This is a genomic window from Acidocella sp. C78 (genome assembly GCF_907164655.1).
Genome location: NZ_CAJQZK010000111.1, coordinates 12,923 through 34,937, shown reverse-complemented (window position 1 = coordinate 34,937; position 22,015 = coordinate 12,923). Strand labels below are relative to the sequence as shown.

Below are 22,015 nucleotides of genomic sequence, written 5' to 3'. Positions count from 1 at the left end.
ATCAATGCCTGAAATGGCGCATGCCGGTGAAAACCATCGCGATCCCGGCGGCATCGGCCGCCTCGATCACCTCGTTGTCGCGGATCGAGCCGCCGGGCTGGATCACCGCCGTCGCCCCCGCCTCGATCGCGGCCACAAGCCCGTCGGCGAAGGGAAAGAACGCGTCGGACGCGACGACCGAACCCGGAATCCCCTCCCCGCCCTTCTGTGCCGCGATCCGCGAGGAATCGACGCGGCTCATCTGCCCCGCGCCAATGCCGGTGGTCGCCCCCGCCTTCGCGTAGATGATCGCGTTCGACTTCACATGCTTGGCCACGCGGAAGGCGAACAGCAGATCGGCGAACTCGGCGCTGGTCGGGGCGCGCTGGGTGACGACTTTCAGATCGTCGCGGCCAATCCGCCCGGCATCGCGGGTCTGGGCGAGGAAGCCGCCGGCGACGCTGCGCCAGGCAAGGCCCGGTTCCGCCGGATCGGGCAGGCCGCCGGTGAGCAGCAGGCGGAGATTCTTCTTCCGGGCGAGCAGTTCCACCGCATCGGGCGCGGCATCCGGCGCGATGATCACCTCGGAGAAGATGCTGGCCATCTTCTCGGCCGCGGCGGCGTCGAGCGGGCGGTTGACCGCGATGATCCCGCCAAACGCCGAAACCGGGTCGCACGCCAGCGCGCGGTCCCAGGCCGCGGCCAGATCGGCGCCGAGGGCGACGCCGCACGGATTGGCGTGCTTGACGATCACCACCGCCGGCCGGTCGAACTCGGCGACGCACTCGAAGGCGGCATCGGTGTCGTTGATGTTGTTGTAGGAGAGTTCCTTGCCCTGCACCTGCCGCGCGGTGGCGACGCCGGGGCGGTTGCCGCTGCGATAGAACGCGGCGGACTGATGCGGGTTCTCGCCATAGCGCAGCATCTGCTGGCGGGCGCCGGCGAGGGCCAGATGCGGCGGGAACATCTCGCCGGTCTGCCGCGCGAACCAGGCGGAAATCGCCGCGTCATAGGCGGCGGTGCGGGCATAGGCGGCGGCGGCGAGGCGGCGGCGCTGCGCGAGCGTCGTCCCGCCGGCGGCCAGCGCCGCGATGAGGTCGTCATACTGCGCGGGGCCGGTGAGAACCGCCACCGAATCGTGGTTCTTCGCCGCCGCGCGGATCAGCGCCGGGCCGCCGATATCGATATTCTCGACACAGGTTTCGAAATCCGCGCCCTTCGCGACCGTTTCCTCGAACGGGTAGAGATTGACCGCGAGCAGGTCGATCGGCGGGATGTCGTGCCGCTGCATCTGCGCCAGATGCTCGGGCAGGTCGCGCCGGCCGAGCAACCCGCCATGGATCTTCGGCACCAGCGTCTTCACCCGCCCGTCGAGCATTTCGGGAACGCCCGTGTAATCCGCCACCTCGACAACCGCGATCCCGGCCTCGCGCAGCGCGCGGGCGGACCCGCCCGTGGAGAGGATTTCCACGCCCGCCGCCGCCAGCGCGCGGCCAAGCTCGACCAGCCCCGTCTTGTCGGACACCGAGATGAGGGCCCGTCGGATGTTCACTCTGTCGCTCATGGCAAACCTCGTCTGTCAGTGTCCGGAAACGGGAACGGCGGAGACGGCGTTGGCCGGCGAGCCGTGAATTATTTTCGTGCTGATCAGCACATAGACGACCGCCTTGTGATCGGGATCGACCAGGCGGTAGAGGTCGAAATGCTTGACCAGGAAGGAGGCCGAGATCGCGGCGATCTGCTGCTTCGCCGGCAGGTCGGCCGGCAGCGTGATTGGCCCGGTGGCGACACAGGAAAGGGCGAAGCGCGACGGATCGGTCGCCACACCCAGGCTGCCCTTCACCCCGCCGGTCTTCGCGAAACTCGCATAGCAGGCGATCTGGGGGATTTTCGGATCGTCGAGCCGTTCGACCACCACCTTGTCGTTCGCGCCGAGCAGCCGGAAATTGGTCGAGACCGCGCCGATCCGCGTCTCCGCCCGCGCCGTTGCCGCCGCCAGCGCCCAGGCCCCGGCCATGATGCCGAGAAGTGCGAGCCGCCTGATCATGCCATCCCCTGTCAAACGTCGTGTCGAATGGCGCGTTCATAGACCGCGAGCGTCGCCGCGCAAACCACCTCGTCGGCGAACAGGGTTTCCGCCCGCGCACGTCCCGCCGCCCCCATGCGGGCCCGCAGCGCAGGGTCGGCGACGAGGCGCTCCAGCGCATCGGCCAACGCCACCGGGTCGCGCGGCGGCACCAGCACGCCGCTTTGCCCATCCGCCACCGCCTCCCGGCAGCCGACGACATCCGTCGCCACGCAAGGCAGGCCCGACGCCATCGCCTCCAGCAGGAATTTCGGCAACCCCTCGCGATAGGACGGCAGACAGGCAACGTGACAGGTGGCCAGCAAGCCGGCCATGTCGGCGATCGGCCCCAGCCAGGTCGCCGCCGTGGCGCGCCGCAGCTCCGATTCGTCGAGACTTGCCGGGTTCTGCGGATCAGGACCGCCCGCCAGAACGCATTCGGCAACGACGCCGCGTAGACGCAGAAGCCGCGCGGCCTCGATGAATTCCCTGACCCCCTTGTCCGCCAGCATGCGCGCGCCGAGCACGATGCGCACCGTCCCGGCGGGCGGCGCATGCGGACGATACGCAGCGAGGTCGACGCCGGCGCCCCGGATCAGATACGCCCGGTCGGACCCGAGCGCGCCCGAGGCGGTCATGGCGGTCAGATCCTCCCGATTCTCGAACACGCCGAGCGCGCCGCGCCCCCCATCGCCAGCCGCAGGCCGAGACTGACCGCCGGGCGGAGCAGGCGCGCCTTCAGGCTCGTCGACGTGAAGACGAATCCCTGCCCCACCGGCGCGTTGATGACGGCCGGAACGCGCGCGAGCGCGGCGGCAAGACTGCCCAGAAGAATGGGCTTCAGCGCGACATGATGCGCGAGATCGGGTTTGAGCGCCCGATAATGGCCCGCGATCGAGCGCAGCAGCCGCAACTCCGCGAGCGGGTTGAGGCGGGCGCGGCGAAAGTCGACGTCGATCACCTCGAACCCCTCGGCGCGCAACGCCGCGGCGGCATCGCCGGTGCGGGTGAGGATGGTGACGCGCCAGCCTGCCGCCCGCGCCGCCAGGGCGCGGGCGCGGAAATGCGAGCGGAAAAACCAGTCCTCCCCGATGAGGAAGACGACGTGGCGACCCAAGTGCGGCTCAGCGCCCGCTCTGCCAGAGCCAGGCATCGCGGCACATGTCCTGCACGCCGCGGCTGGCGCGCCAGCCGAGCAGGCTGGCCGCGAGCCCCGGATCGGCGTAGCAGGCCGCGACATCGCCGGGCCGGCGGGGGCCGACCTGATACGGCACGTCGATCCCCGTCGCCGCCTTGAAGGCGTGGACGAGGTCGAGCACCGAATAGCCGGTGCCGGTGCCGAGATTGACGGTGAAGCCGCCATCCTGCGCGAGGATGCGATCGACCGCGGCGGCATGGGCCTCGGCGAGGTCCATCACATGAATGAAGTCGCGCACGCCGGTGCCGTCATGCGTCGGGTAATCGTCGCCGAACACGGTGAGATGCGGCCGCTGCCCCGCCGCGACCTGGCAGAGATAGGGCATCAGGTTGGCCGGCACGCCGCGCGGGTCCTCGCCGATCAGGCCGGAGGGATGCGCGCCGACCGGGTTGAAATAGCGCAGGATCGCCGAGGCGGCGAGCACGCCGGTGCGCGAGAGATCCTCGATCATCCCTCCATCACCATCTTGGTCCGGCCATAGACATTGGTGACGCGCAGCGGGGCCGATTCGGAAATCGGGCAGATATCCGGCTCGCCATAGACCGTGGCCGAGGAGGAAAACACCAGCCGGCCGACCCCGGCATCGCGCATCGCCGCGAGCAGGCGGATCGTGCCGAGGATGTTGACGTCGAAATAGAGCAGCGGATCGCTTTCGCTCTCGCCGACCGCCTTCTTCGCCGCGAAATGAACGACCGCATCGATCGGAAAGGCGGCGAACGCGGCGCGCATTGCCTCCGGATCGCGGATATCCGCCTCGATGACCGGAACGGTGACGCCGGTAATCCGGTGCAGCCGGTCCGGCACGTCCCTGGCCGCATTGGAAAAATCGTCGAGCAGCACGACGTCGTGGCCGCGCTCCAGCAACACCACGGCGGTATGCGAGCCGATGAAACCGGCACCGCCGGTGAGCATGATTCGTGACATCCGGTCAACCCATCCTGGTCAATGCCCATTTCACCTGCTGCGGACCATCGGGCGTTCCGGTCAGCACGATCTGTTCCGCGCGGCGCGGCTCCGGCCCGCCGAAATAGATGCTTTCCTCGATGCTCATCGTCGCGCCGCCCGCGCGCAACCGCCACCCTGCCCCGAGGCGAGGCGGAGCAGCGCCCCTTCCCCATCCTGCTGGAGGCTCGCGGTGACGTTCGGATGCAGATGAAACCGCAGCGTGAACGGCTGCGGCTGGTCCGCCTCGATACTGTCCTCGCCGCGCAGGTCGTCGCCGCTCTCGGCGAGATAAAGACGGCGGCGATGCACGACGCCCAGCACCTTCCGCCAGCCATCGTGACTGGCTTCGATCCAGTGCGCGCCATTCGCCTCCTGGCGCTGCACCTCGACATGGGCGGGACGCCGCCCGAGCCCCTGCTCGACCAGTTCCGACGAGGACACGTCGGCGACGACGAGGGTGGAATGGGCGGCGGTGTTGCGCAGCGCATCGCGCCAGCCGCTCGATGCGGCCGGAGCGGCGCCGCAATTCACGATCAGCCGGTCGCGCCCGACGGAAAATTCGAACGACAGGGTTCCCGCATGAGCGAAACGGTCGACTCCCGGGCCCGGCGCCGGCCCGGCATCGACAACCACGAGCGACCGGCCGGCGGCAAGCCGGTGGAACCCCGCCCCCGTCAGGGCCGACGCGCTTCGCCCGGTGCGCCCCGCCTGGCTCAGCACCAGGTCGATCAGGTTCGGCCAGTCCTCGCTGGTGCCGTTGAACAGGGCGAGGCCGCCATCGCCATGCCGCAAGGCGCGCAACCCGATGGCCAGCCGCTCGATGGCGCCGGGCAATTGCGGCGGCACCTCGGCCCGGGCGAGTTGCAGCAATGCGCGAATTTCGGTCAGATCCTGCAGCACCGCGAAATGAACCGCCGGGCTCCGCTCGACATGAGACCCGTCGGGAAGAATCTGGCGTTCGACTTCCGGCACGAGGAAGCGCAGCGCCCGCTGCATGAAGCCGCCATGCTCCGGCAGCGCCACCGCCGCGGCGATCAATCCCTTGATCGCGGTGAAGGCTCTCGCGTCGCGCGCCTCCGCCGGCAGGTTCGCCGACAGCATCCGCGACTCCGCCACCAGGCGGGACATCAATATCTGGCGGAAATCGTCGTCGGCCGAGGCGGCGAAGAAATCGTAATGGCCGAGCCACGCGGCGATCCGCGCGCCGGTGACCTCCGGCGCCTCCGCCAGCGGCGGCAGGGCCTCACAGCGGATCCAGTCGGCAACGAGCGCCCGCGCCCGGGTGCGCGCCGCGTCGGTCCCCAGCGCCCGCAGGTCGCGCAGCCAGGTGAACCCCTGGATATGGGCGACAAACACCGGCGAGCCGTCATTCTCGTGAAACAGTCCGGGGCGGAGCGGCCGCACCACATTCTGGTATTCGATTTCCCCCTTGATGATGCGCGCGCCGCGAGCCGGTTCGCCGGGCCAGGGATCGCGCAGCGCGACCGAGGGAGCGTCGGGCACGTTGCCACCACGCAAGGTCGCGAGCCGGGCAACCCACTGTCTCGCGCCGCGCATCATTCCCTCCGCTTCAACCGCTCGCCCTCAAAGCCGCGATCGCGGCCGCGTAGTCCGGCTTGCCGAAGATCGCGCTGCCGGCGATCAGCACGTCCGCCCCGGCGTTCAGGGCACGCGGGGCGGATGCCGGGTCGATGCCGCCATCGTCTCGATGCGGATCTCGCGTCCGGTCTCCGTGATCATGCGGCGGAGTTCGGCGATCTTGGACAACTGGCTGTCGAGGAAGGACTGGCCGCCGAATCCTGGATTGACGGTCATGACATTGATGATGTCGACGAGATCCAGCACATGCCGCACCGATTCGGCCGGCGTCGCCGGGTTGATGGCGACCCCGGCCTTGAGACCGAGATCGCGGATCGTCTGCAGCGAGCGATGCAGATGGGGCCCCGCCTCGACATGAACGCTCACATGATCGGCGCCGGCCTTCGCGAAATCCGCGAGATAGGGATCGGCCGGCGCGATCATCAGATGAACGTCGAAGGCGAGCTGGGTATGCGGCCGCAACGCCTTCAGCACCAGCGCGCCGAAACTGATATTCGGCACGAAGTGGCCGTCCATCACGTCAAGATGCAGCCAGTGCGCGCCGCCGCGCTCGACGGCGGCGACCTCCTCACGGAGCCGGCCGAAATCGGCGGCGAGCAGACTCGGGGCGATGATCGGCGAAAGGCGGGACGTTGCGCTCATGGACGGTAATGTAGCCAGGAGACTCGCTCAACCACAAGCGCACGCGTCACCGCCGCCCGCAAGTTTATTCCGTCGGAAAGGAATCGGCCGGCGCGAGCGACTTGATCAGGTCGAACATGCGCTTGCGCACCGTGGGCTCGGTGATCCGGTAATAGGCGCGCACCAGCTCCAGCGTCTCCCGCTTGGTCATCTGGTCGTCGAGCCCGATGCCGAACGGCTCCTGAGCCTCGGACAGGCCGTTGCTGCGGCCGCGCGGGCCGGACATCGGCATCTCGTTCATCCCCTCCGGCATGTCGTCGAAGAAGAAGCTGATCGGCACATCCAGAACGCGGGAAATGTCGAACAGGCGGGACGCGCCCACCCGGTTCACCCCGCGCTCGTATTTCTGCACCTGCTGGAACGTCAGCCCCAGCGCGTCACCCAGCTTTTCCTGCGACATGCCGAGCAGCGTCCGCCGCAGCCGAATCCGGGAGCCGACATGCACGTCGATCGGGCTGGGCCGGCCATCCCGCTCACTGCGGTCACTGGTGTCACCACCGTTTGAACTCATTTCCTATTCCTCAGCGACACCAACCGGCCCCGCAAACGGCCACGAACCGCGCCGCCGGGGATATGAGGATGACGCCTGTCTGTTTCGCATCGGCCGTTCCGATAGCCCACCGCGAGAAAAACATCATGCCTGCACAAGCTTCAAAACCGGTTAAGATACAAAAATTAAGAAAATATCTAGATGGCTGGACCTCGCTACCAGAGGTCGGCACCACCAACCATCAACCACTATCTACAATAGTGACCGCGCCTCAAATACACAAGCTTGAATTATTTTTAAGACAATGAGACCAGCCCCGTCTCATGTCACGGTGATCGATACGATCAGACAAACCAGCCCCAGAACAAGCGTGTAAAAGCCCAGGATTCCCGCCATTGTGATGCCGAAACGACCGAACGGCGTCGGCGGCAGCGCAACTGGAAGTTTATCAACCAGAACCCCGCGCGATCGAGCCCCAATGTTGCGTCGACCCGGCCATGCGGGCCGATGACCGCGGAAATTCCGGAATTGGTATCGACAACGAGCGGCAATCCCTCTTCCACGGCGCGCAGCCGGGTCGTGGCGAAATCCTGATAGGGGCCCGTCGTGTCGCCGAACCACGCATTGTCGCTGACGTTCAACAACCACGCCGGGCGATCGCGCGGGTCGACGATCAGCCCCGCGAAGATCGATTCGTAACATATCATCGGCCCCACCGGCGGAACGCCCGGCACATGCAGCGTTCGCGGGCCGGGGCCGGGCGTGAACCCGCCGCCCGGCGTCACCTTCAGCGGCAACCAGCCCGGCGTGTATTCGCCGAACGGAACGAGCTTCCATTTGTCGTACCAGGCAACGGCCGGGCCACTCCCCTTCACGGCGACCAGCGAATTGCGCATGCTCCCGTCGGCCGCGAGGCGGAACGAGCCGGCGAGCACGGGCGTGTCGCCGGCGATCGCGGCGATCGCGGCGCGGGCGGAGGCATCGGTCTGGAGCAGCGCCGGGCTCGCCGTCTCGGGCCAGACAACGATGTCATCCCCCTTGCCCGCCTTGGCCAGGGCCTCGCGGGTCAGAGCAAGATCGCGCCGCCAGCGCGCCTGCAGCGCGGGCTGGGTGAAACTGCCCGGCACGGCGAAATCGGGCTGGAGCAGCGCGACGGTATAGCGGCTCGCCGGGGCGGGGCCCGCGGCCGTGCGCGCGACTCCATAACCCGCCCATGCCGCGACCAGCACGGCGCTGCCGATCCAGCCCGCCCGGCCGACATATGGCAGCCCCGCGGCGATCGCCGTCAGCAGGGTCAGAAGGAAAATGCCGCCAATCGCCGCCGGCTGGATCATCGCGAGGCCGAGATGACCGGAAAACGCCCAGTCGGCCCCCCAGTAATTCCACGGGAACCCCGTGACGAGGAATTCCTGGGCAAGGTTCGACAGCACCAGCGCGCCGGCGAACAGCAGCACGGCGGACAATCGCCCCGCCCGATTGCGGGGGCGAACGGCGAAGACCGCGAGAGCCGGCAGGATCATGTAAACCGCCGTGGCGACGGCGATTGCCGGCGCCGCGATCGGTATCGCCCACCAGAAATCCGACGCCATGATGAGCATCGGCTCGGTCACCCAGAACAGTCCCAGCAGGTTGAAGCCGACCCCGAAACACCAGCCGAGCCACGCGGCGCGGCGCCATCCGCCCGCCCGCGCGAGCCGCGCCAGCAGTGCTGGCACCACGAACCACAGCACCGGCAGCAGATGGAACGGCGGCAACGCGATTGCGGCGAGCAGGCCCAGCGCGAAACACTGCCAGGCATCGCCGCGCAGCCGTGCCGGCACGCGGGCGGCAAGTCGGTCGATGGAGGTCATGTCCGATGGTTCCTAGACGAGATCGCTACAGCCGAGAGACGCCATGACCGCGGCGATATCGGGTGCCGTCGGATGATCGGGGGAGGCGATCGTCTGATCCTCGGCGCGCACGATCTGCGTGGTCTTCAGCCCCGCGGCCGCGGCGGCGGCGAGTTCGGCCGCGACGTCGGACAGAAACAGCACCTGCGCCGGCGCGAGCCCCAGCGCGCGGGCGATCGCCGCATAGCTCGCGGCGTCCCGCTTGCCGCCGATCCGGGTATCGAAAAACTGGTCGAACAACCCCGTCAGATCCCCGTCCGCCGTATGGCGAAGCAGAAGGCGCTGGGCCTCCTCCGATCCGGACGAGTAGATGGCGAGCCGCAAGCCGCCCGCCCGCCACGCCCGCAATGCCGGCGCCACATCCGGGTAGAGCCGGCCCGTCAGCTCGCCGGCGGCGAAGCCTTCAGCCCAGATTCGCCCCTGGATGAGCTTGAGCGGCCCGATCTTGGCGTCGCGATCCATCAGTTCGAGCAGCGTCGCCACCGGCGGCGCGCCAGGGGCGATCGTGTCGAGTTCGGCGAGCGCCGCCGCGATATCCGCCTCGCCGGCATGCGCCGAGACGAAGCCGGCGAGCCGGTCGCGCGCATAGGGAAACAGCACGTCGTGCACGAAGCTGATCGGCGCGATCGTCCCTCGATATCGAGAAGCAGCAGTTCGGGTCTGACGGTCACGACCGATCGACCGGCTCAGGCCGCGACCGGGAAGCGCGCGCTGATCTCGTCGCCGGTAAAATGCGCCACCCAGCCCGATGTATCCGTGAAGATCCGCAACGCGATGAAATCCGGAGCCGACCCCGCGTCGAACCAGTGCCGCGTATTCGCCGGCACCGAGATCAGATCGCCCTCGGCGCAATGCGCGTCGTAGACGCGCCCGTCGAGATGCATGACGAAATGGCCGGAACCGCGCACGAAAAACCGGACCTCATCCTCGGTATGGATATGCTCGCTGAGGAACTTGTCGCGCAGCGCCGCCGCCTGGGGATGGTCCGGCGTCATCTTGATGACATCCGCCGACCCCGCCCCGGTCTCTCCCATCAGCCGATCGAGATAAGGGCGATAGGCGTGCAGGATCTCCTCGGGCGCGGCCTCCGGCGCCAGCACGACCGGGCTTTCCCAGCGCTCGAACCGCACGCCGATCGCCTTGAGTTCGGACGCGATCTCGGCCGCGTCCGAGGTGACGACCAGCGGCGTCCCGGCATCGGCTTCATTGAAGATTTTCAGCGTGCTCATCTGATCCGTCTCCGTTCGCATTCACACGACAGCAGGAATTCCAGCGCCTCGAGGCGCCAGAAACTGCGCTCGACGTCCTCGCCCCAGGCATAGACGCCATGGCCGCGCAGGACATACCCGATCGGCGCCGCCCGCAGCGCGGGGGCGATCGTCGCCGCCAGCCGCCGCATGTCCTGATCGTTCTCGAATACCGGCAGCGCGGCCGTCGCCCGATGCGTTTCAATCCCCGGAAACGCCTTCAGGATCTCATAGCCCTCCAGGTGGATCAGCGGCGCCCCGTCGATCAGCGACAGCGCGGTCGCGGCCACCGAATGGCCGTGCAGCACCGCGCCAGCGGCCGGAAACTGCTGGTAAATCTGGCAATGAAGGAGGGTTTCCGCGCTCGGACGGTCGCCCGCGCGGAGCGCCGCCCCGTCCATCCCGACCTCGATGATATCGCCGCTCGCAAGCCGGCCCTTGTGAACGCCGCTGCGGGTGATGGCGATCCGCTCGCCATCGAGGCGCGCGGAAAGATTGCCTGCCGAGGCCGGAACCCACCCTTTCCCGTCCATGCGGGCGCCGATGGCGACGAGTTCGCCGGCACGCGACGCCAGGGCCGACCCGGCGTCCGCTTGGCTGGCGGATGGCATTGCGGTCATTCGCCCCGGCCCGGCTCAGCGATGGGCGTTGTTTGCGGTATCGTCGACGCGGGAGGCATCGGGCGCGTCCGCCTGACCCGAAATCTGGCCCTGCCTGCCCGTTTCGGCCTTGTCGGCCGCCGCGGGTCCGGTCGTCCCGGCATCGCTCATGTTCTGCTTGAACGACTTGATGCCCTTGCCAAGCTCGCCCATCAGGTTGCCGACGCGCGATCCGCCGAACAGCAGCGCGATCACGGCGATGACGATGAGCCAGTGGACCGGAGAATCGAACCCCATCGCTGCCGCCTCAAACCTTGCTCTGCTCGGCCTTCGTCTCGTTGCGCGCGTCCGGCGCCTTGGCCTGCTGCTCCAGCATGGAGGCATCCTTCGACGGCTGGTCGTCGGCGATATTGTTCTTGAACGCCTTCATGCCCTTGCCGAGTTCACCCATGAGATTACCGACCCGGCCCGTTCCGAACAGGAGCAACACCACCGCGAGAACGATGAGCCAGTGCCAGATGCTCAAACCACCCATAATCCGTATCCTTCCTCACTTTAGCGATCCCCGCCAGGGGGTGGCACGATCCGGCCAGCCCGACGATTCGAGCCCGACGATTCGCGCCCGACCATTGGCGGATGACAGATCGGTGGAGCTTACGCGCCCGGAGCTATCGGTATCCGTCCAGAATATGAATACTCCAAACACCCTGCCGCGCCAATGGCCGGCCGGTCACCGATTCGTGGCCCGCGCGAAAACAGGAACGGAGCCGGCTTCCGCCGGCTCCGTCGCCCATGCGGGCATTATGACTGTCAGGCCTTCGCGCCGATCGGCAGGATTTCCTTGCCGTGGGCGCCGTTGATCACGCCGGCGGCGCCCAGATAGAACGCGAGCAGCGCGGTGATGAGGCCGAGATATCCCCCGAACTGGCCGAGCGCGGGAGCCCCGAGAAGGTCATTGAGACCAAGCAGCACGAACGTGGCGACCAGGAAGCCAAAGATCAGCTGCAGCGCCTTGTTCAGGGCAAAGGTGCCGATGAACATCACGAAGCTGAACGCGCCCCAGACCAGCAGATACCAGCCGACCATGGGACCCGGCACGCCCTTGGCGAAGAATTCGACGAACAGGCCAAAGGACCACCAGAAGGCGCCATACGAGGTGAACGCCACAAATCCAAAAGTGTTGCCCACTTTCATCTCGCCCAGCCCGGCCACGAGCTGTGCCGTGCCGCCGAAAGCGAATGCCATGGCCAGAACCATGCCAAGACCAGCCCCGGGAAGCAGCCCGGCATTGATCATCGACAGCAGCCATGTGGTGAGCGCGAAACCGAACAGTCCCAGTGGTGCCGGGTTGAAGGTGTTCATGTCATCTCCCTAAGAATTTTTGAGCGGGTCATTGGTTGATGGAGACATCCGCCCTTGGATGTCGCCCCGCATTTCAATTACCAGCTTTTCACGTTCAGGCAAACGAACCGCACCCGCACCGACCGTCGTTGCACCGGGACGGATCAGTCCTGGCGCCCGAAGCCGAGAAAGCCGGCATTCGCATCGGGCCGGCCGGTATCGTGCGCGACCCGCGCCGATGACGTCGCCGGGCGGCCCGCCGCCTTGACCATCATTGAAGACTTGCCGATTGCGCGCGCCGTGGGGCGGGCGGAACGCTTCACCGCGGATCGCACCGGGGCTTGGGCTGCCGCCATCGTCGCGGCCGGCACTTCCTCCGCCCGCGCCGAGAGCAGCATGAACGTGATGCGGTTTCGGTTCAGCTCGACCGAAAGTTCGATCGGCGTCTCACCCAGCGCGTTGCGCGCCGCGAGATTGGCGCCGCGACTCACCGCCGCCCGCGCCTGACCATAATCGCCGTGATTGATCGCCTTGAACAGCAGCGTGGTCGGATCGCCGCCCACATCGGCGACGGGCCCCGCCGAAATATTCCCGGCCGACGAGGCGCCCGGCAATCCGGGCGGCGCTTCGGCTGGCGCCTCATGCCGCGGCTGGGGAATGCCGCCAATCGGGCCGAGGCCGTTGCCGGGACCGGCGCCCGCCATCTGGGCATTGGCGGGAACGATGCCGAAAACGCCGCCAAGCAGGGTCGCAAATCCGAGAAAACAGAGCTTCGATCGATAGGTCATGGCAGGCAAGGTTCCCTGGCGGACAATCCGCCTGTCTGATGGAGGGTGAGGACGATACGGCCGGCAATCCGGCCGCACCCGCATCGGCCCGGACGGCCCGCGCCCGCCACCCTGGCTTGAATACGCACGCGAGCAGAAATCCTGTCTGGTGACGTTCGCCGATTTTTATTCAAATCCGACATCAATCGTCGTGACCGGACCAAGCAATACCCGATCAGCGATTGAGAAACCAGAAGCCCGCATTGAGATAGGTCGCGAACAGGCACCACGCGAGATAGGGCGCCATCATCGCCGCCGCGACCCGGCTGATCGGCCGGAACGCGGCGATCGTCGCGACGATCAGCGCATCGAGCGCGCAAATCACGACGAGGGCGATATCGGGCCGGTGAAGCCCGAAAAAAATCGGCGACCACATGGCGTTGGCGGCGAGCTGCCAGCCCCACAGGCTGAGCGCGCGGCGCTGCCGGGTCGGGATATCCGGGCTCCGCCAGACAATCCACGCCGCGATCGCCATGTCGAGGTAAAGCGCCGTCCATGCCGGCGCGAACAGCCAGTTCGGCGGCGTTCCCGGCGGATGCGGCAATACGGCATACCAGCTGTGGATGTTCGGAACCGTGACCGACCCGCCGACCGCGCCCGCCAGAAGCGCCAGCGCGAGAAACCCCAGCAGAGCCCGTATCTGGGCGCTGGACATGCGGTGCTGTTCGGGGCGTTCTGGCAACCGGAAGACACGTACTCCTTCGCGTATGAATTTAGGTAAAACGAACGCCGCTGAAAAGGGACGGGTTCCGGATTTCCAGACCCTCCGCCATGCTCAAACGTCGTGCGCCCTCGCCCCTCTCGCATCGGCAAGCGCCCGCAACGCCGCGGCGCCCCCAATCCGGGACACCCGTTCCAGCTCCCGATAGGCCGTGAGCACCGCCTCGCCCAGCTCGGTCAGCTGCGCGCCGCCCCCCGCAACCCCCCCCTTCGCCGCGTGGATCAGCGGCGCGCTGAACGTGGCGTTCATCGATTCGGCGAGTTGCCAGGCGCGCTTGTAGCTCATCCCCATGCGCCGCCCGGCCGCCGCGATCGAGCCCGTCTCGTGAATGAGCGCGAGCAGATCGGCCCGGCCCGGCCCAAGCACAAGATCGTCGCCCTGCACGACGCGAATGCGCAGGCTGAGGGGAGGAATCGCGCTCTCTGTCTTCATCCCCCCCGTTCAAACACAAAACATCGCCGATTCCGATATGGCCAATTGACGATATCGCCGTTTGAACATATCGAGGGTCGCATGTTCAGCCGCCCCCGATCACGGAGAAATCCCGCATGACACTGTCCCGAAGGATGTTCACCACGCTTGCGGGCGCCGCCTCGCTTTGTCCCATCGCCGCGGCGGCCGCCGGCCAGACGGCCACGATCGCCTATGCCGGCTCGATGGGCCTGCTCATGGACCACGCCATCGGCCCCGCGTTCACGGCCCAGACCGGCGACCGGTTTCATGGCATCGGGCGGGGCGCGTTCGGCCTCGCCCATCTCATCGCCGCGAAAACGCTCCAGGCGGACGCGTTCATCTCGATCACGCGCGGCCCGATCGAGATTCTCCAGAAGGCCGGGCTGGTCGATCACGCCCAGCCGGTCGCCAGCACCGCGATGGTGCTGGCCTGGTCGCCCCACTCCCGCTTCCGCGCCGATTTCGAAGCGGCCGGCGCCGACGCCCGCTGGTTCGACATCCTTGAAAAACCCGGCCTGCGCTTCGGCCGCACCGATCCGCGCACCGACCCGCAGGGCCGCAACGTGCTGTTCACCTTCGATCTCGCCCAGCGCTACTACCACAAGCCGGAGCTGATCCGGCGCGTGCTCGGCAAACCGGTGAACCCCGCGCAGATCTTCCCCGAACCCTCGCTGCTCTCGCGGATCGACAGCGGCGCGGTGGACGCCACGATCGGCTACGAAAGCGCCGTGAAGTCGCTCAAGCTGCCGTTCCTGAAGCTGCCCCGGCAGATCAACCTCAGCGATCCGTCGATGGCGGCGGACTGGTATTCCCGCGCCGCGATCACGCTGAAGGTCAAGGGCCACAGCCAGACCTTGCACACGCAGCCGCTCGTCTTCTATGCCTGCGTGCCGCGCACCGCCCGCAACCCCGCGGCGGGGCAGGCATTCGTTTCACTGCTGCAAAGCCGCAAGGGACAGGAACTGTTCGCACGATACGGCTACAATCCGCCGCTCGGCGGACCGGTCTGACCGCAGCGCGCCTCGGCGCCCTGCTGCGCGGCTTCGTGCTGCTGCTGCTGGCGGCGCCGTTTGCCGGCCTCGTCGGCATGACCGACTGGCGCCGTTTCTTCCTGTCCCCCACGGATGGCGGCTCCGTCGTTGTCTCGCTGGCCTATGGGCTGGCCGCGCTGGCCGTCATCGCCCTGCTCGGCACGCCGCTGGCCTACTGGCTCGCCGCCAGCAAGGGCCGGGTTCGCGATGCCGCGCAGCTCTTCCTGCTGCTGCCCTTGCTCACCCCGCCGCTCGCTCTCGGCATCCTGCTCGCGGCATTCTACGGACCGATCGGCCCGGTCGGCATCCTGCTCGAACGCGTCGGCGGGATCATCTCCAACAACCCGCCGGCGCTGCTGATCGCGGGGATCTATGCCGGACTGCCGACCTTCGTGATCGCGGCGCGCGGCGCGTTTGCCGAAATCCCCGCCGAACTCGCCGAATCCGCGCTCACCCTCGGCGTCTCCCGCCGGCAGATCTTCCGCCACATCACCCTGCCGATGGCGCGCGACGGTCTCGGCGCCGCCCTCGCGCTGGCCTGGGTGCGCGGGGTGGGCGAGCTCGGCATCGTGCTGATCTTCGCCTATTTCCCGCAGGGCATGCCGGTACGGCTCTGGGTGGACCTTGAAGACGGCGGGCTTTCCGCCACGTTCCCGCTGCTCTGGGTGTTCCTGCTGGCCGCCCTGCCTTTGCCGCTCTGGCTGCTGCGGCGGGGCTCGAAACGCTGAGAATGATGCGCTGACCGCGCTCTGCCGCCGCCCGGCCGGCTGACCGGGCGGCAGCGAGCGGATCAGAACGCGGCGTCTTCGAATTCCATCATCGTCGCGGCCCCCGAGCGGATCGCGGCGAGCAGCGCGCCGGTCTGCGGCAGCAGACGGTCCATGAAGAATTTCGCGGTCCGCACCTTGGCGCGGTAGAATTGCGCGCCCTCGCCATCGTCCCCGGCCTTGGGGGCCGCCACCGCGACCATGCGGGCCCAGACGAAGGCGAGCGAGGCGAGGCCGAACAGGCGGAGATAGTCGACCGACGCCGCCCCCACCTCGTCGCGATTGGCCATCGCACCTTCCATGATGACCCCGGTCGCTTCCTGCACATGCTCCAGCGCCTGCGACAGCGCGGGCAGGAATTCGGCGAGGGCGTCGTTATCCTGATGCGCGTCGATGAATTCGAGCACCGGATCGAGGAAGCGGGTCAGCAACCTGCCGCCATCCTGCGGCAGCTTGCGGCCGACGAGGTCGAGCGCCTGGATGCCGTTGGTGCCCTCGTAGAGCATCGCGATCCGCGCGTCGCGCACATACTGCTCGATGCCGTGATCGCGGATATAGCCATGGCCGCCATAGGTCTGCACCGCAAGCGAGGCGATCTCGAAGCCAAGGTCGGTGAACATCGCCTTGACCACCGGCGTCATCAGCGAGGCGAAATCGTCGGCCACCTGCCGCGCCTCGTCGTCATCCGATTTCTCGAGGATTTCCAGCTCCCGCGCGACCCATCCGGCCAGCGCCCGGCACCCCTCGATATAGGCGCGGCTGGTCAGCAGCATCCGCCGCACATCGGGATGGACGAGAATCGGGTCCGCCTGCTTCTCCGGCGCCTTGGCGCCCGTCAGCGAGCGGCCCTGAATGCGCTCGCGCGCATAGGCCACGGCGTTCTGATACGCGACCTCGGCGATGCCGAGCCCCTGGATACCGACCGACAGGCGCTCGGTATTCATCATCTTGAACATCGCGGCGAGGCCCTTGTTCGGCTCGCCGACCAGCCAGCCGGTCGCGCCGTCAAAGCTCATCGCACAGGTGGCGGAGCCGTTCAGCCCCATCTTGTGCTCGATCGCGGTGCACTGCATGCCGTTGCGCGGGCCGAGCGTGCCATCCTCGCGCGGCAGGAACTTGGGCACCAGGAACATCGAGATGCCCTTCACCCCGGCCGGCGCGTCCGGCAGCCGGGCGAGCACGAGATGGATGATGTTTTCCGCAAGATCGTGCTCGCCGGCGCTGATGAAGATCTTGTTGCCGGTAATGCTGTAGCTGCCATCCCCGTTCGGCGCCGCCTTGGTGCGGAGCATGCCGAGATCGGTGCCGCAATGCGGCTCGGTCAGGCACATCGTGCCGGTCCACTTGCCGGAGACGAGGTTGGGCAGCCAGGCCTTCTTCTGCTCGTCCGACCCCGAATGCTTCAGCGCGACATAGGCGCCGTGGCTCAGCCCCGGATACAGGCCGAAAGCGACATTGGCCGAGCAGAACATCTCCTCGACCATCATCGCCGCGGTCAGCGGCATGCCCTGCCCGCCATAATCCGGGTCGGAGGAAATCGCGGTCCAGCCGCCCTCGCAGAAGGTGCGATAGGCCTCGCGATAGCCGCTCGGCGTGCGGACGACGCCGTTTTCATACGAGCACCCCTCGCGGTCGCCCACCTGGTTGAGCGGGAACAGCACCTGCTCGCTGATCTTCGCGGCCTCTTCCAGCACGCTGTCGATCAGTTCGGGGGTGAAATCGGCATTGCCGGGCAGTTCGGCGATGGCGGAGCTGTCATACAGCTCGTGCAGCACGAAGCGCATGTCGTTGAGCGGCGCCTTGTAGACGGGCATGTCGTATCTCCCTTGTCTCGGTTCAGTTGCGCAGGGGTTTGCCGGTATCCAGGATGTGCTTGATCCGCGCCTGGCTTTCCCTGGTGCGGAACAGCGCCATGAACGCCTCGCGTTCGAGGTCCTTCACCGCGCCGGCCGGCACCGGATCGAGCATGTCGGTATCGCCGCCGGTGAGCACGCGGGCAAGATGGGTCGACACCGTCACGTCATGCGGTGTCGCGACCCCCTTCTTGCGGAAGTCCTCCACCGCCATGCCGAGCGCGACGCGGCCGGTCGCGCCGGGCAGTTGCAGCGTGTCCGGCTCGGGCGGCGCATACCCCGCCACCATGGCGAGCGCCCGGGCCTTGGCATCGGCCAGCACGCGCTCGCGGTTCATGGTGATGCCATCGCCGGGGCGGAGGAATTTCAGCTCCCTCGCCTCGGCGGCCGAGGTCGCGACCTTCGCGGTGGAAATCATCTCGAACACCTTGGCGACCGCCGGCATCGGGCCGCGCGGCGCATCCTTCGCCCCCTGCCAGCGCGCCAGCATGGCGGCGCACCCGCCCCAGCCCGGCACGAGGCCGACGCCGACCTCGACGAGCCCCATATAGGTCTCGGCATGGGCCTGAACGGCGTCGCAATGCAGCAGGATCTCGCAGCCGCCGCCCAGCGCCCGGCCGGAAGGCGCGCCGACCACCGGGAACGGCGCCTCGCGCAGCGCCTGCAATATCTTCTGCCCCTCCTTCACCGTACCCTCGATCTTGCCCCACATCCGCAGATTGGCGGCGAACATCGCAAGGCCGAGATTGGCGCCGACCGAGAAATTCTCCTTGCCCGGCCCGGCGCGCAGGTTCTCGCTGTAGATCACCATCGCCTTGTGGGATTTCTGCACCAGCGCGATGGTCTTGCCGAGCAGGGCGAGAGTGTCGCCATCGATCGCGTTCATGATCGAATGGAACTCGACGCAGAGCACGCCATCGCCGATGTCCCAGACCGAGGCCGACTTGTTCGACAGCACCGGCTTGCGGCCGCGCTTCGCATCCTCCAGCAGCAGCACGCCGGGCGCGCGCGCGACGGCCCGATAGCCGCCATCGGGCGTGAACCGCAGCAGCGTGGCGCCATCCTCGCGATAGAACGCGCCCGCGCCGAGTTTCGCCAGCAGCGGCGGGACCGGCTCGTCAAGGTCGGCGAGGCGCGACGCCACCCAGTCGGCGCCGAGCCGGTCGATCAGCTCGAACGGGCCGTATTTCCACGTATAGCCGAGCCGCATCGCGGCATCGACGGCGGCGATGTCGTCACCGATCTCGGGAATCAGCGAGGCCGCATAGGCCAGCACGCGGCCGAGCACGCCCCAGGCATAGTGCCCGTAATTCGACTTGGCGCCGACGAGGCGCTTGAGATCCGTCTTCGCGTCCTTCACCTCGGCGATGTCGGGGCGGATGGAGGGCCGCCATTCCAGCCGCCCCTGCGCCGCCGCGGCGAGCGAGAGGGTCTCCTTCACCCGCTCCCGTCCGCGCCCGGTCGAGCGGTAGAAGCCGCCCTTCCCCTTCTTGCCGGTATAGCCCTCGGCGATCATCGTCGCGAGGAACGGCGCCTCGCGGTTCATCCGGTGGAACGCGTCGGTCTTCGGCAGCAGCCGGGCGAGCGAGGCGTTGACGTGCGGCCCGAGATCGATGCCCACCAGATCCATCAGCCCGAACACGCCGGTCGAGGGAAACCCCATCGGCCTGCCCATGATCGCATCCGCCTCCTCGATCTCGATCCCCATCTCGAGCGCGAGCGCGAGCGCCGTCTGGATCCAGTAGGTGCCGATGCGGTTGGCGATGAAGCCCGGCGTGTCGCGGCAGGGAATCACCGACTTGCCGAGCGCGACATCGCAGAATTCGGTGACGCGGGCGATGGCGTCCGCGCTCGTCGCCGGGCCGCTCACCAGTTCCAGCAGCCGCATGTAGCGCGGCGGGTTGAAGAAATGGGTGATCACGAAATCGGGCCGGAGACTTTCCGGCATGTCCGTCATCAGCTCGCCGAGCGGAATGGTGGAGGTGTTGGATGACACCACCGAACCCGGCTTGCGCACTTCGGCCAGGCGGCGATAGAGCGCCTGCTTGATGTCGAGCCGCTCGATCACCGCCTCGACGATCCAGTCGCATTCGGCGAGGGCGGCGAAATCGTCCTCGGTATTGCCCGGCGTGATCAGCCGCGCGGCGCGGGAGGACATCAGCGGCGCCGGTTGCGTGGTCTTCAACCGCTCGATCGCCCGCCTCGCGATCGCGTTGCGGTCATCCCCCTCCTTCGGCACGATGTCGAGCAGGCGCACCTTGATGCCGGCATTGGCGATCTGGGCCGCGATCGCCGCCCCCATCACGCCGGCGCCGATGACGGCGACGGACTGGATCGCGCCCATCAGAGCGCCTCCAGAACCGTCGCGATGCCCTGCCCGCCGCCGATGCACTGGGTCGCGAGCGCGAACTTGCCGCCTTCGCGGCCGAGCAGTTGCGCCGCCTTGCCGGTGATGCGCGCCCCGGTCGCCCCGAGCGGATGGCCGAGCGCGATGGCCCCGCCATCGAGATTGACCCGCGCCGGATCGAGGCCGAGTTCGCCGATGCACGCGAGCGCCTGCGAGGCGAAGGCCTCGTTGAGTTCGACCACGTCGAGCGCCGAGGCCTCGATGCCGGCGCGGGCCAGCGCCTTGCGCGACGCCGCGACCGGCCCCATGCCCATGATGTCCGGCGCGCAGCCGGCCACCGCGACCGAGCGGATCCGCGCGAGCGGCGCGAGGCCGTGCCGCGCGGCATACGCCTCCGAGCAGACCAGCACGGCGGACGCGCCATCGGTCAGCGGCGAGGAGGTTCCGGCGGTGACGCTGCCCTCGGCATCGAAGGCGGGCTTCAGCCCGGCCAGGCCTTCGCGCGAGGCGTCGTGGCGGATGCAGCCATCCTCGGACACGGTGGCGCCGGACAGCGCGATCGGCACGATCTCCCCGGCCAGCCTCCCCGCCATCTGCGCCGCCGCCGCCTTGACGTGGCTGGCGAGGGCGAATTCCTCCTGCGCCTCGCGCGAAATCCGCCAGCGCTTCGCGACGTTCTCGGCCGTCTCGCCCATGCCCATGTAGGCGGCCGGCATCTTGCCATACAGCGCCGGCGAGGGCATCGGGTTGAACCCGCCCATCGGCACCCTGGTCATGCTCTCGATCCCCGCGGCGATGAACGCCTCGCCCGCGCCCATCGCGATCGCGCCCGCCGCCATGTGGATCGAATACATCGACGAGCCGCAGAACCGGTTGACCGTGGCGCCGGCGACGCCGATCGGCAGGTCGGCCATCAGCCCGATCAGGCGGGCCACGTTCAGCCCCTGCTCCGCCTCGGGAAACGCGCAGCCGACGATCAGATCCTCGATGTCCTCCGCCGCGACGCCGCTGCGCGCCACCAGCTCACGAACGACGGCGGCGGCCATCTCGTCGGGCCTGACCCGCGCAAGCCCGCCTTTCCGGGCAAGGGCGAACGGCGAACGGGCATAGGCGGCGATGACGGCGCTGGACATGGATCTCGGACTCCTGTGCAAGTCTTACTTGGTCGACAGTTTCAGGGCGTTTTCCGACTGCCGCTCGATATCGGCCAGCTCGGCGAGGCTCTGCTCGAGCGCCGCGCGCTGTTCCTGCAGCTTGGCGATGCGCTTGCGCACCGCCGCGAGAAGCTGACGCAGCTGCGCGTGCTGTGTCGGATCGACATCGTAGAGATCGAGATAATCCTTGATCTCGCGTAACGAAAAACCAAGCCGCTTGCCGCGCAGGATCAGCATCAGCCTGGCGCGGTCGCGCGACGTGTAGACCCGGGTGGTGCCGGCGCGACTCGGATTCACCAGCCCCTTGTCCTCATAGAAGCGGATGGTGCGCGCCGTCACGCCAAGCTGCCGGGCGAGCTGACTGACCGAATAGAGCGCATCCCCCTGCTGGCCGGCGGCCTCGTCCTCGCGCTGGTGACGCTCATGCAACGCGGCCATGGCCGGGCCCGTGGTAGTTCGTGTGGTCATTGGTCGTCCTGTCGAATGATGAAGGGCGGTCGCGGACAATACCATGAATGACCCGTTTCCATCTTTAACGGTAACCGAATAATCATTACGTATAGGGCATGCTCTATACGTTGTCGAGGCTTTCCACCCGGGTCGCGCGCAAAAAAGCGACGGCATCCCGGCCGAATTCCCGCCATTCGTGCTACACAGCGCACGATACGACCGCAGAATGAACAATCCGATCACGAAAATGTCATATCAACCCGGGCGGAGGACAGCGATGCCCCGTCCGGCATCGCCACCGCAGCACAGCCGGTCAGGCGACGCGACCATGACCACCCCGCGATATCCCGATCTGCCCTGAAAACGCCGAGCGGAGACG

24 protein-coding genes and 2 pseudogenes are annotated in these 22,015 nt (G+C 67.7%); 3 read left to right on the top strand and 23 right to left on the bottom strand.

Features of this window, described 5'->3' with window-relative positions; translation table 11 throughout:
• Position 1 precedes the first annotated feature (1 nt).
• The 9 genes and pseudogenes from purH to ACIDOCELLA78_RS82650 all read right to left on the bottom strand — a co-directional run bounded on the left by purH (position 2) and on the right by ACIDOCELLA78_RS82650 (position 6,978).
• Positions 2 to 1,543: a bifunctional phosphoribosylaminoimidazolecarboxamide formyltransferase/IMP cyclohydrolase gene (gene purH, locus ACIDOCELLA78_RS82690; protein ID WP_201727716.1), complete on the bottom strand. Its 1,542-nt coding sequence runs from the start codon at positions 1,541 to 1,543 to the stop codon at positions 2 to 4.
• A 15-nt stretch (positions 1,544 to 1,558) separates the two neighbouring features.
• Entirely contained in the window at positions 1,559 to 2,026 is a 468-nt protein-coding gene (locus ACIDOCELLA78_RS82685) for a CreA family protein (RefSeq protein ID WP_201727715.1), read from the bottom strand.
• A gap of 11 nt (positions 2,027 to 2,037) precedes the next feature.
• The gene (locus ACIDOCELLA78_RS82680) at positions 2,038 to 2,712 is read right to left on the bottom strand and encodes a glycosyltransferase (protein WP_249675023.1); all 675 of its coding nucleotides are present in this window, start codon (positions 2,710 to 2,712) and stop codon (positions 2,038 to 2,040) included.
• Positions 2,688 to 3,161 carry a glycosyltransferase gene (locus ACIDOCELLA78_RS82675; protein WP_249675021.1) on the bottom strand — a complete coding sequence of 158 codons (474 nt, stop codon included), beginning with the start codon at positions 3,159 to 3,161 and terminating at the stop codon, positions 2,688 to 2,690. The genes ACIDOCELLA78_RS82680 and ACIDOCELLA78_RS82675 overlap by 25 nt, the downstream gene beginning before the upstream one ends.
• Before the next feature lie 7 nt (positions 3,162 to 3,168).
• Positions 3,169 to 4,166 (bottom strand): annotated as a pseudogene (gene galE / locus ACIDOCELLA78_RS82670) (UDP-glucose 4-epimerase GalE).
• A 4-nt stretch (positions 4,167 to 4,170) separates the two neighbouring features.
• Positions 4,171 to 4,293, bottom strand: a complete 123-nt coding sequence (locus ACIDOCELLA78_RS82665) for a hypothetical protein (protein ID WP_283770804.1) — start codon at positions 4,291 to 4,293, stop codon at positions 4,171 to 4,173.
• On the bottom strand, positions 4,290 to 5,744 hold the full coding sequence (locus ACIDOCELLA78_RS82660) for a heparinase II/III family protein (RefSeq protein ID WP_249675019.1): 1,455 nt from the start codon (positions 5,742 to 5,744) through the stop codon (positions 4,290 to 4,292). Before ACIDOCELLA78_RS82660 ends, ACIDOCELLA78_RS82665 begins: the two co-directional genes overlap by 4 nt.
• 13 nt (positions 5,745 to 5,757) lie before the next feature.
• Positions 5,758 to 6,428: pseudogene (gene rpe / locus ACIDOCELLA78_RS82655) on the bottom strand (ribulose-phosphate 3-epimerase).
• A 64-nt stretch (positions 6,429 to 6,492) separates the two neighbouring features.
• Positions 6,493 to 6,978, bottom strand: a complete 486-nt coding sequence (locus ACIDOCELLA78_RS82650; RefSeq protein ID WP_201727714.1) for a helix-turn-helix domain-containing protein — start codon at positions 6,976 to 6,978, stop codon at positions 6,493 to 6,495.
• A 68-nt stretch (positions 6,979 to 7,046) separates the two neighbouring features.
• Here ACIDOCELLA78_RS82650 and ACIDOCELLA78_RS82645 point away from each other — a divergent pair, with 68 nt between their 5' ends.
• Entirely contained in the window at positions 7,047 to 7,265 is a 219-nt protein-coding gene (locus tag ACIDOCELLA78_RS82645; RefSeq protein ID WP_201727713.1) for a hypothetical protein, read from the top strand.
• Between the two features lie 36 nt (positions 7,266 to 7,301).
• Here ACIDOCELLA78_RS82645 and lnt read toward each other — a convergent pair whose 3' ends face one another.
• From lnt to ACIDOCELLA78_RS82595, 10 genes are all read right to left on the bottom strand, one after another.
• A complete protein-coding gene (gene lnt, locus ACIDOCELLA78_RS82640) occupies positions 7,302 to 8,807 on the bottom strand; it encodes an apolipoprotein N-acyltransferase (protein ID WP_249675017.1) in 1,506 nt (501 codons plus the stop codon).
• A gap of 12 nt (positions 8,808 to 8,819) precedes the next feature.
• Positions 8,820 to 9,455 carry an acireductone synthase gene (gene mtnC / locus ACIDOCELLA78_RS82635; RefSeq protein ID WP_249675015.1) on the bottom strand — a complete coding sequence of 212 codons (636 nt, stop codon included), beginning with the start codon at positions 9,453 to 9,455 and terminating at the stop codon, positions 8,820 to 8,822.
• Positions 9,456 to 9,532: 77 nt separating this feature from the next.
• Complete coding sequence (locus ACIDOCELLA78_RS82630) at positions 9,533 to 10,075, bottom strand: acireductone dioxygenase (RefSeq protein ID WP_201727712.1); 543 nt, start codon at positions 10,073 to 10,075, stop codon at positions 9,533 to 9,535.
• The gene (locus ACIDOCELLA78_RS82625) at positions 10,072 to 10,704 is read right to left on the bottom strand and encodes a methylthioribulose 1-phosphate dehydratase (RefSeq protein ID WP_374223220.1); all 633 of its coding nucleotides are present in this window, start codon (positions 10,702 to 10,704) and stop codon (positions 10,072 to 10,074) included. Before ACIDOCELLA78_RS82625 ends, ACIDOCELLA78_RS82630 begins: the two co-directional genes overlap by 4 nt.
• Before the next feature lie 24 nt (positions 10,705 to 10,728).
• Complete coding sequence (tatA, locus tag ACIDOCELLA78_RS82620; protein WP_201727710.1) at positions 10,729 to 10,989, bottom strand: twin-arginine translocase TatA/TatE family subunit; 261 nt, start codon at positions 10,987 to 10,989, stop codon at positions 10,729 to 10,731.
• A gap of 10 nt (positions 10,990 to 10,999) precedes the next feature.
• Positions 11,000 to 11,227: a twin-arginine translocase TatA/TatE family subunit gene (locus ACIDOCELLA78_RS82615; RefSeq protein ID WP_201727709.1), complete on the bottom strand. Its 228-nt coding sequence runs from the start codon at positions 11,225 to 11,227 to the stop codon at positions 11,000 to 11,002.
• A 275-nt stretch (positions 11,228 to 11,502) separates the two neighbouring features.
• The gene (locus ACIDOCELLA78_RS82610) at positions 11,503 to 12,054 is read right to left on the bottom strand and encodes an acetate uptake transporter (RefSeq protein WP_201727708.1); all 552 of its coding nucleotides are present in this window, start codon (positions 12,052 to 12,054) and stop codon (positions 11,503 to 11,505) included.
• 143 nt (positions 12,055 to 12,197) lie between these two features.
• Positions 12,198 to 12,821, bottom strand: coding sequence for an ankyrin repeat domain-containing protein (locus tag ACIDOCELLA78_RS82605; RefSeq protein ID WP_201727707.1), 624 nt, complete (start codon positions 12,819 to 12,821; stop codon positions 12,198 to 12,200).
• A 214-nt stretch (positions 12,822 to 13,035) separates the two neighbouring features.
• Positions 13,036 to 13,515: a TspO/MBR family protein gene (locus tag ACIDOCELLA78_RS82600; protein WP_201727706.1), complete on the bottom strand. Its 480-nt coding sequence runs from the start codon at positions 13,513 to 13,515 to the stop codon at positions 13,036 to 13,038.
• 120 nt (positions 13,516 to 13,635) lie between these two features.
• Positions 13,636 to 14,013, bottom strand: coding sequence for a winged helix-turn-helix domain-containing protein (locus tag ACIDOCELLA78_RS82595; protein ID WP_201727705.1), 378 nt, complete (start codon positions 14,011 to 14,013; stop codon positions 13,636 to 13,638).
• 116 nt (positions 14,014 to 14,129) lie between these two features.
• Between ACIDOCELLA78_RS82595 and ACIDOCELLA78_RS82590 the strand changes: the two genes are divergently transcribed.
• Positions 14,130 to 15,044 carry an extracellular solute-binding protein gene (locus ACIDOCELLA78_RS82590; RefSeq protein ID WP_201727704.1) on the top strand — a complete coding sequence of 305 codons (915 nt, stop codon included), beginning with the start codon at positions 14,130 to 14,132 and terminating at the stop codon, positions 15,042 to 15,044.
• 35 nt (positions 15,045 to 15,079) lie between these two features.
• A complete protein-coding gene (locus tag ACIDOCELLA78_RS82585) occupies positions 15,080 to 15,793 on the top strand; it encodes an ABC transporter permease subunit (protein ID WP_201727703.1) in 714 nt (237 codons plus the stop codon).
• A 62-nt stretch (positions 15,794 to 15,855) separates the two neighbouring features.
• Here the strand turns inward: ACIDOCELLA78_RS82585 and ACIDOCELLA78_RS82580 are convergent, their stop codons facing one another.
• The 4 genes from ACIDOCELLA78_RS82580 to ACIDOCELLA78_RS82565 are packed head-to-tail and all read right to left on the bottom strand — an operon-like array spanning position 15,856 to position 21,624.
• Positions 15,856 to 17,646, bottom strand: a complete 1,791-nt coding sequence (locus ACIDOCELLA78_RS82580; protein ID WP_201727702.1) for an acyl-CoA dehydrogenase C-terminal domain-containing protein — start codon at positions 17,644 to 17,646, stop codon at positions 15,856 to 15,858.
• Between the two features lie 22 nt (positions 17,647 to 17,668).
• Positions 17,669 to 20,029, bottom strand: coding sequence for a 3-hydroxyacyl-CoA dehydrogenase/enoyl-CoA hydratase family protein (locus ACIDOCELLA78_RS82575; protein ID WP_201727701.1), 2,361 nt, complete (start codon positions 20,027 to 20,029; stop codon positions 17,669 to 17,671).
• Positions 20,029 to 21,165 carry a thiolase family protein gene (locus tag ACIDOCELLA78_RS82570; protein WP_201727700.1) on the bottom strand — a complete coding sequence of 379 codons (1,137 nt, stop codon included), beginning with the start codon at positions 21,163 to 21,165 and terminating at the stop codon, positions 20,029 to 20,031. The genes ACIDOCELLA78_RS82575 and ACIDOCELLA78_RS82570 overlap by 1 nt, the downstream gene beginning before the upstream one ends.
• 24 nt (positions 21,166 to 21,189) lie before the next feature.
• Positions 21,190 to 21,624 (bottom strand): MerR family DNA-binding transcriptional regulator, encoded by a 435-nt coding sequence (locus tag ACIDOCELLA78_RS82565; protein ID WP_174502954.1) that lies wholly within the window; start codon positions 21,622 to 21,624, stop codon positions 21,190 to 21,192.
• Positions 21,625 to 22,015 lie beyond the last annotated feature (391 nt).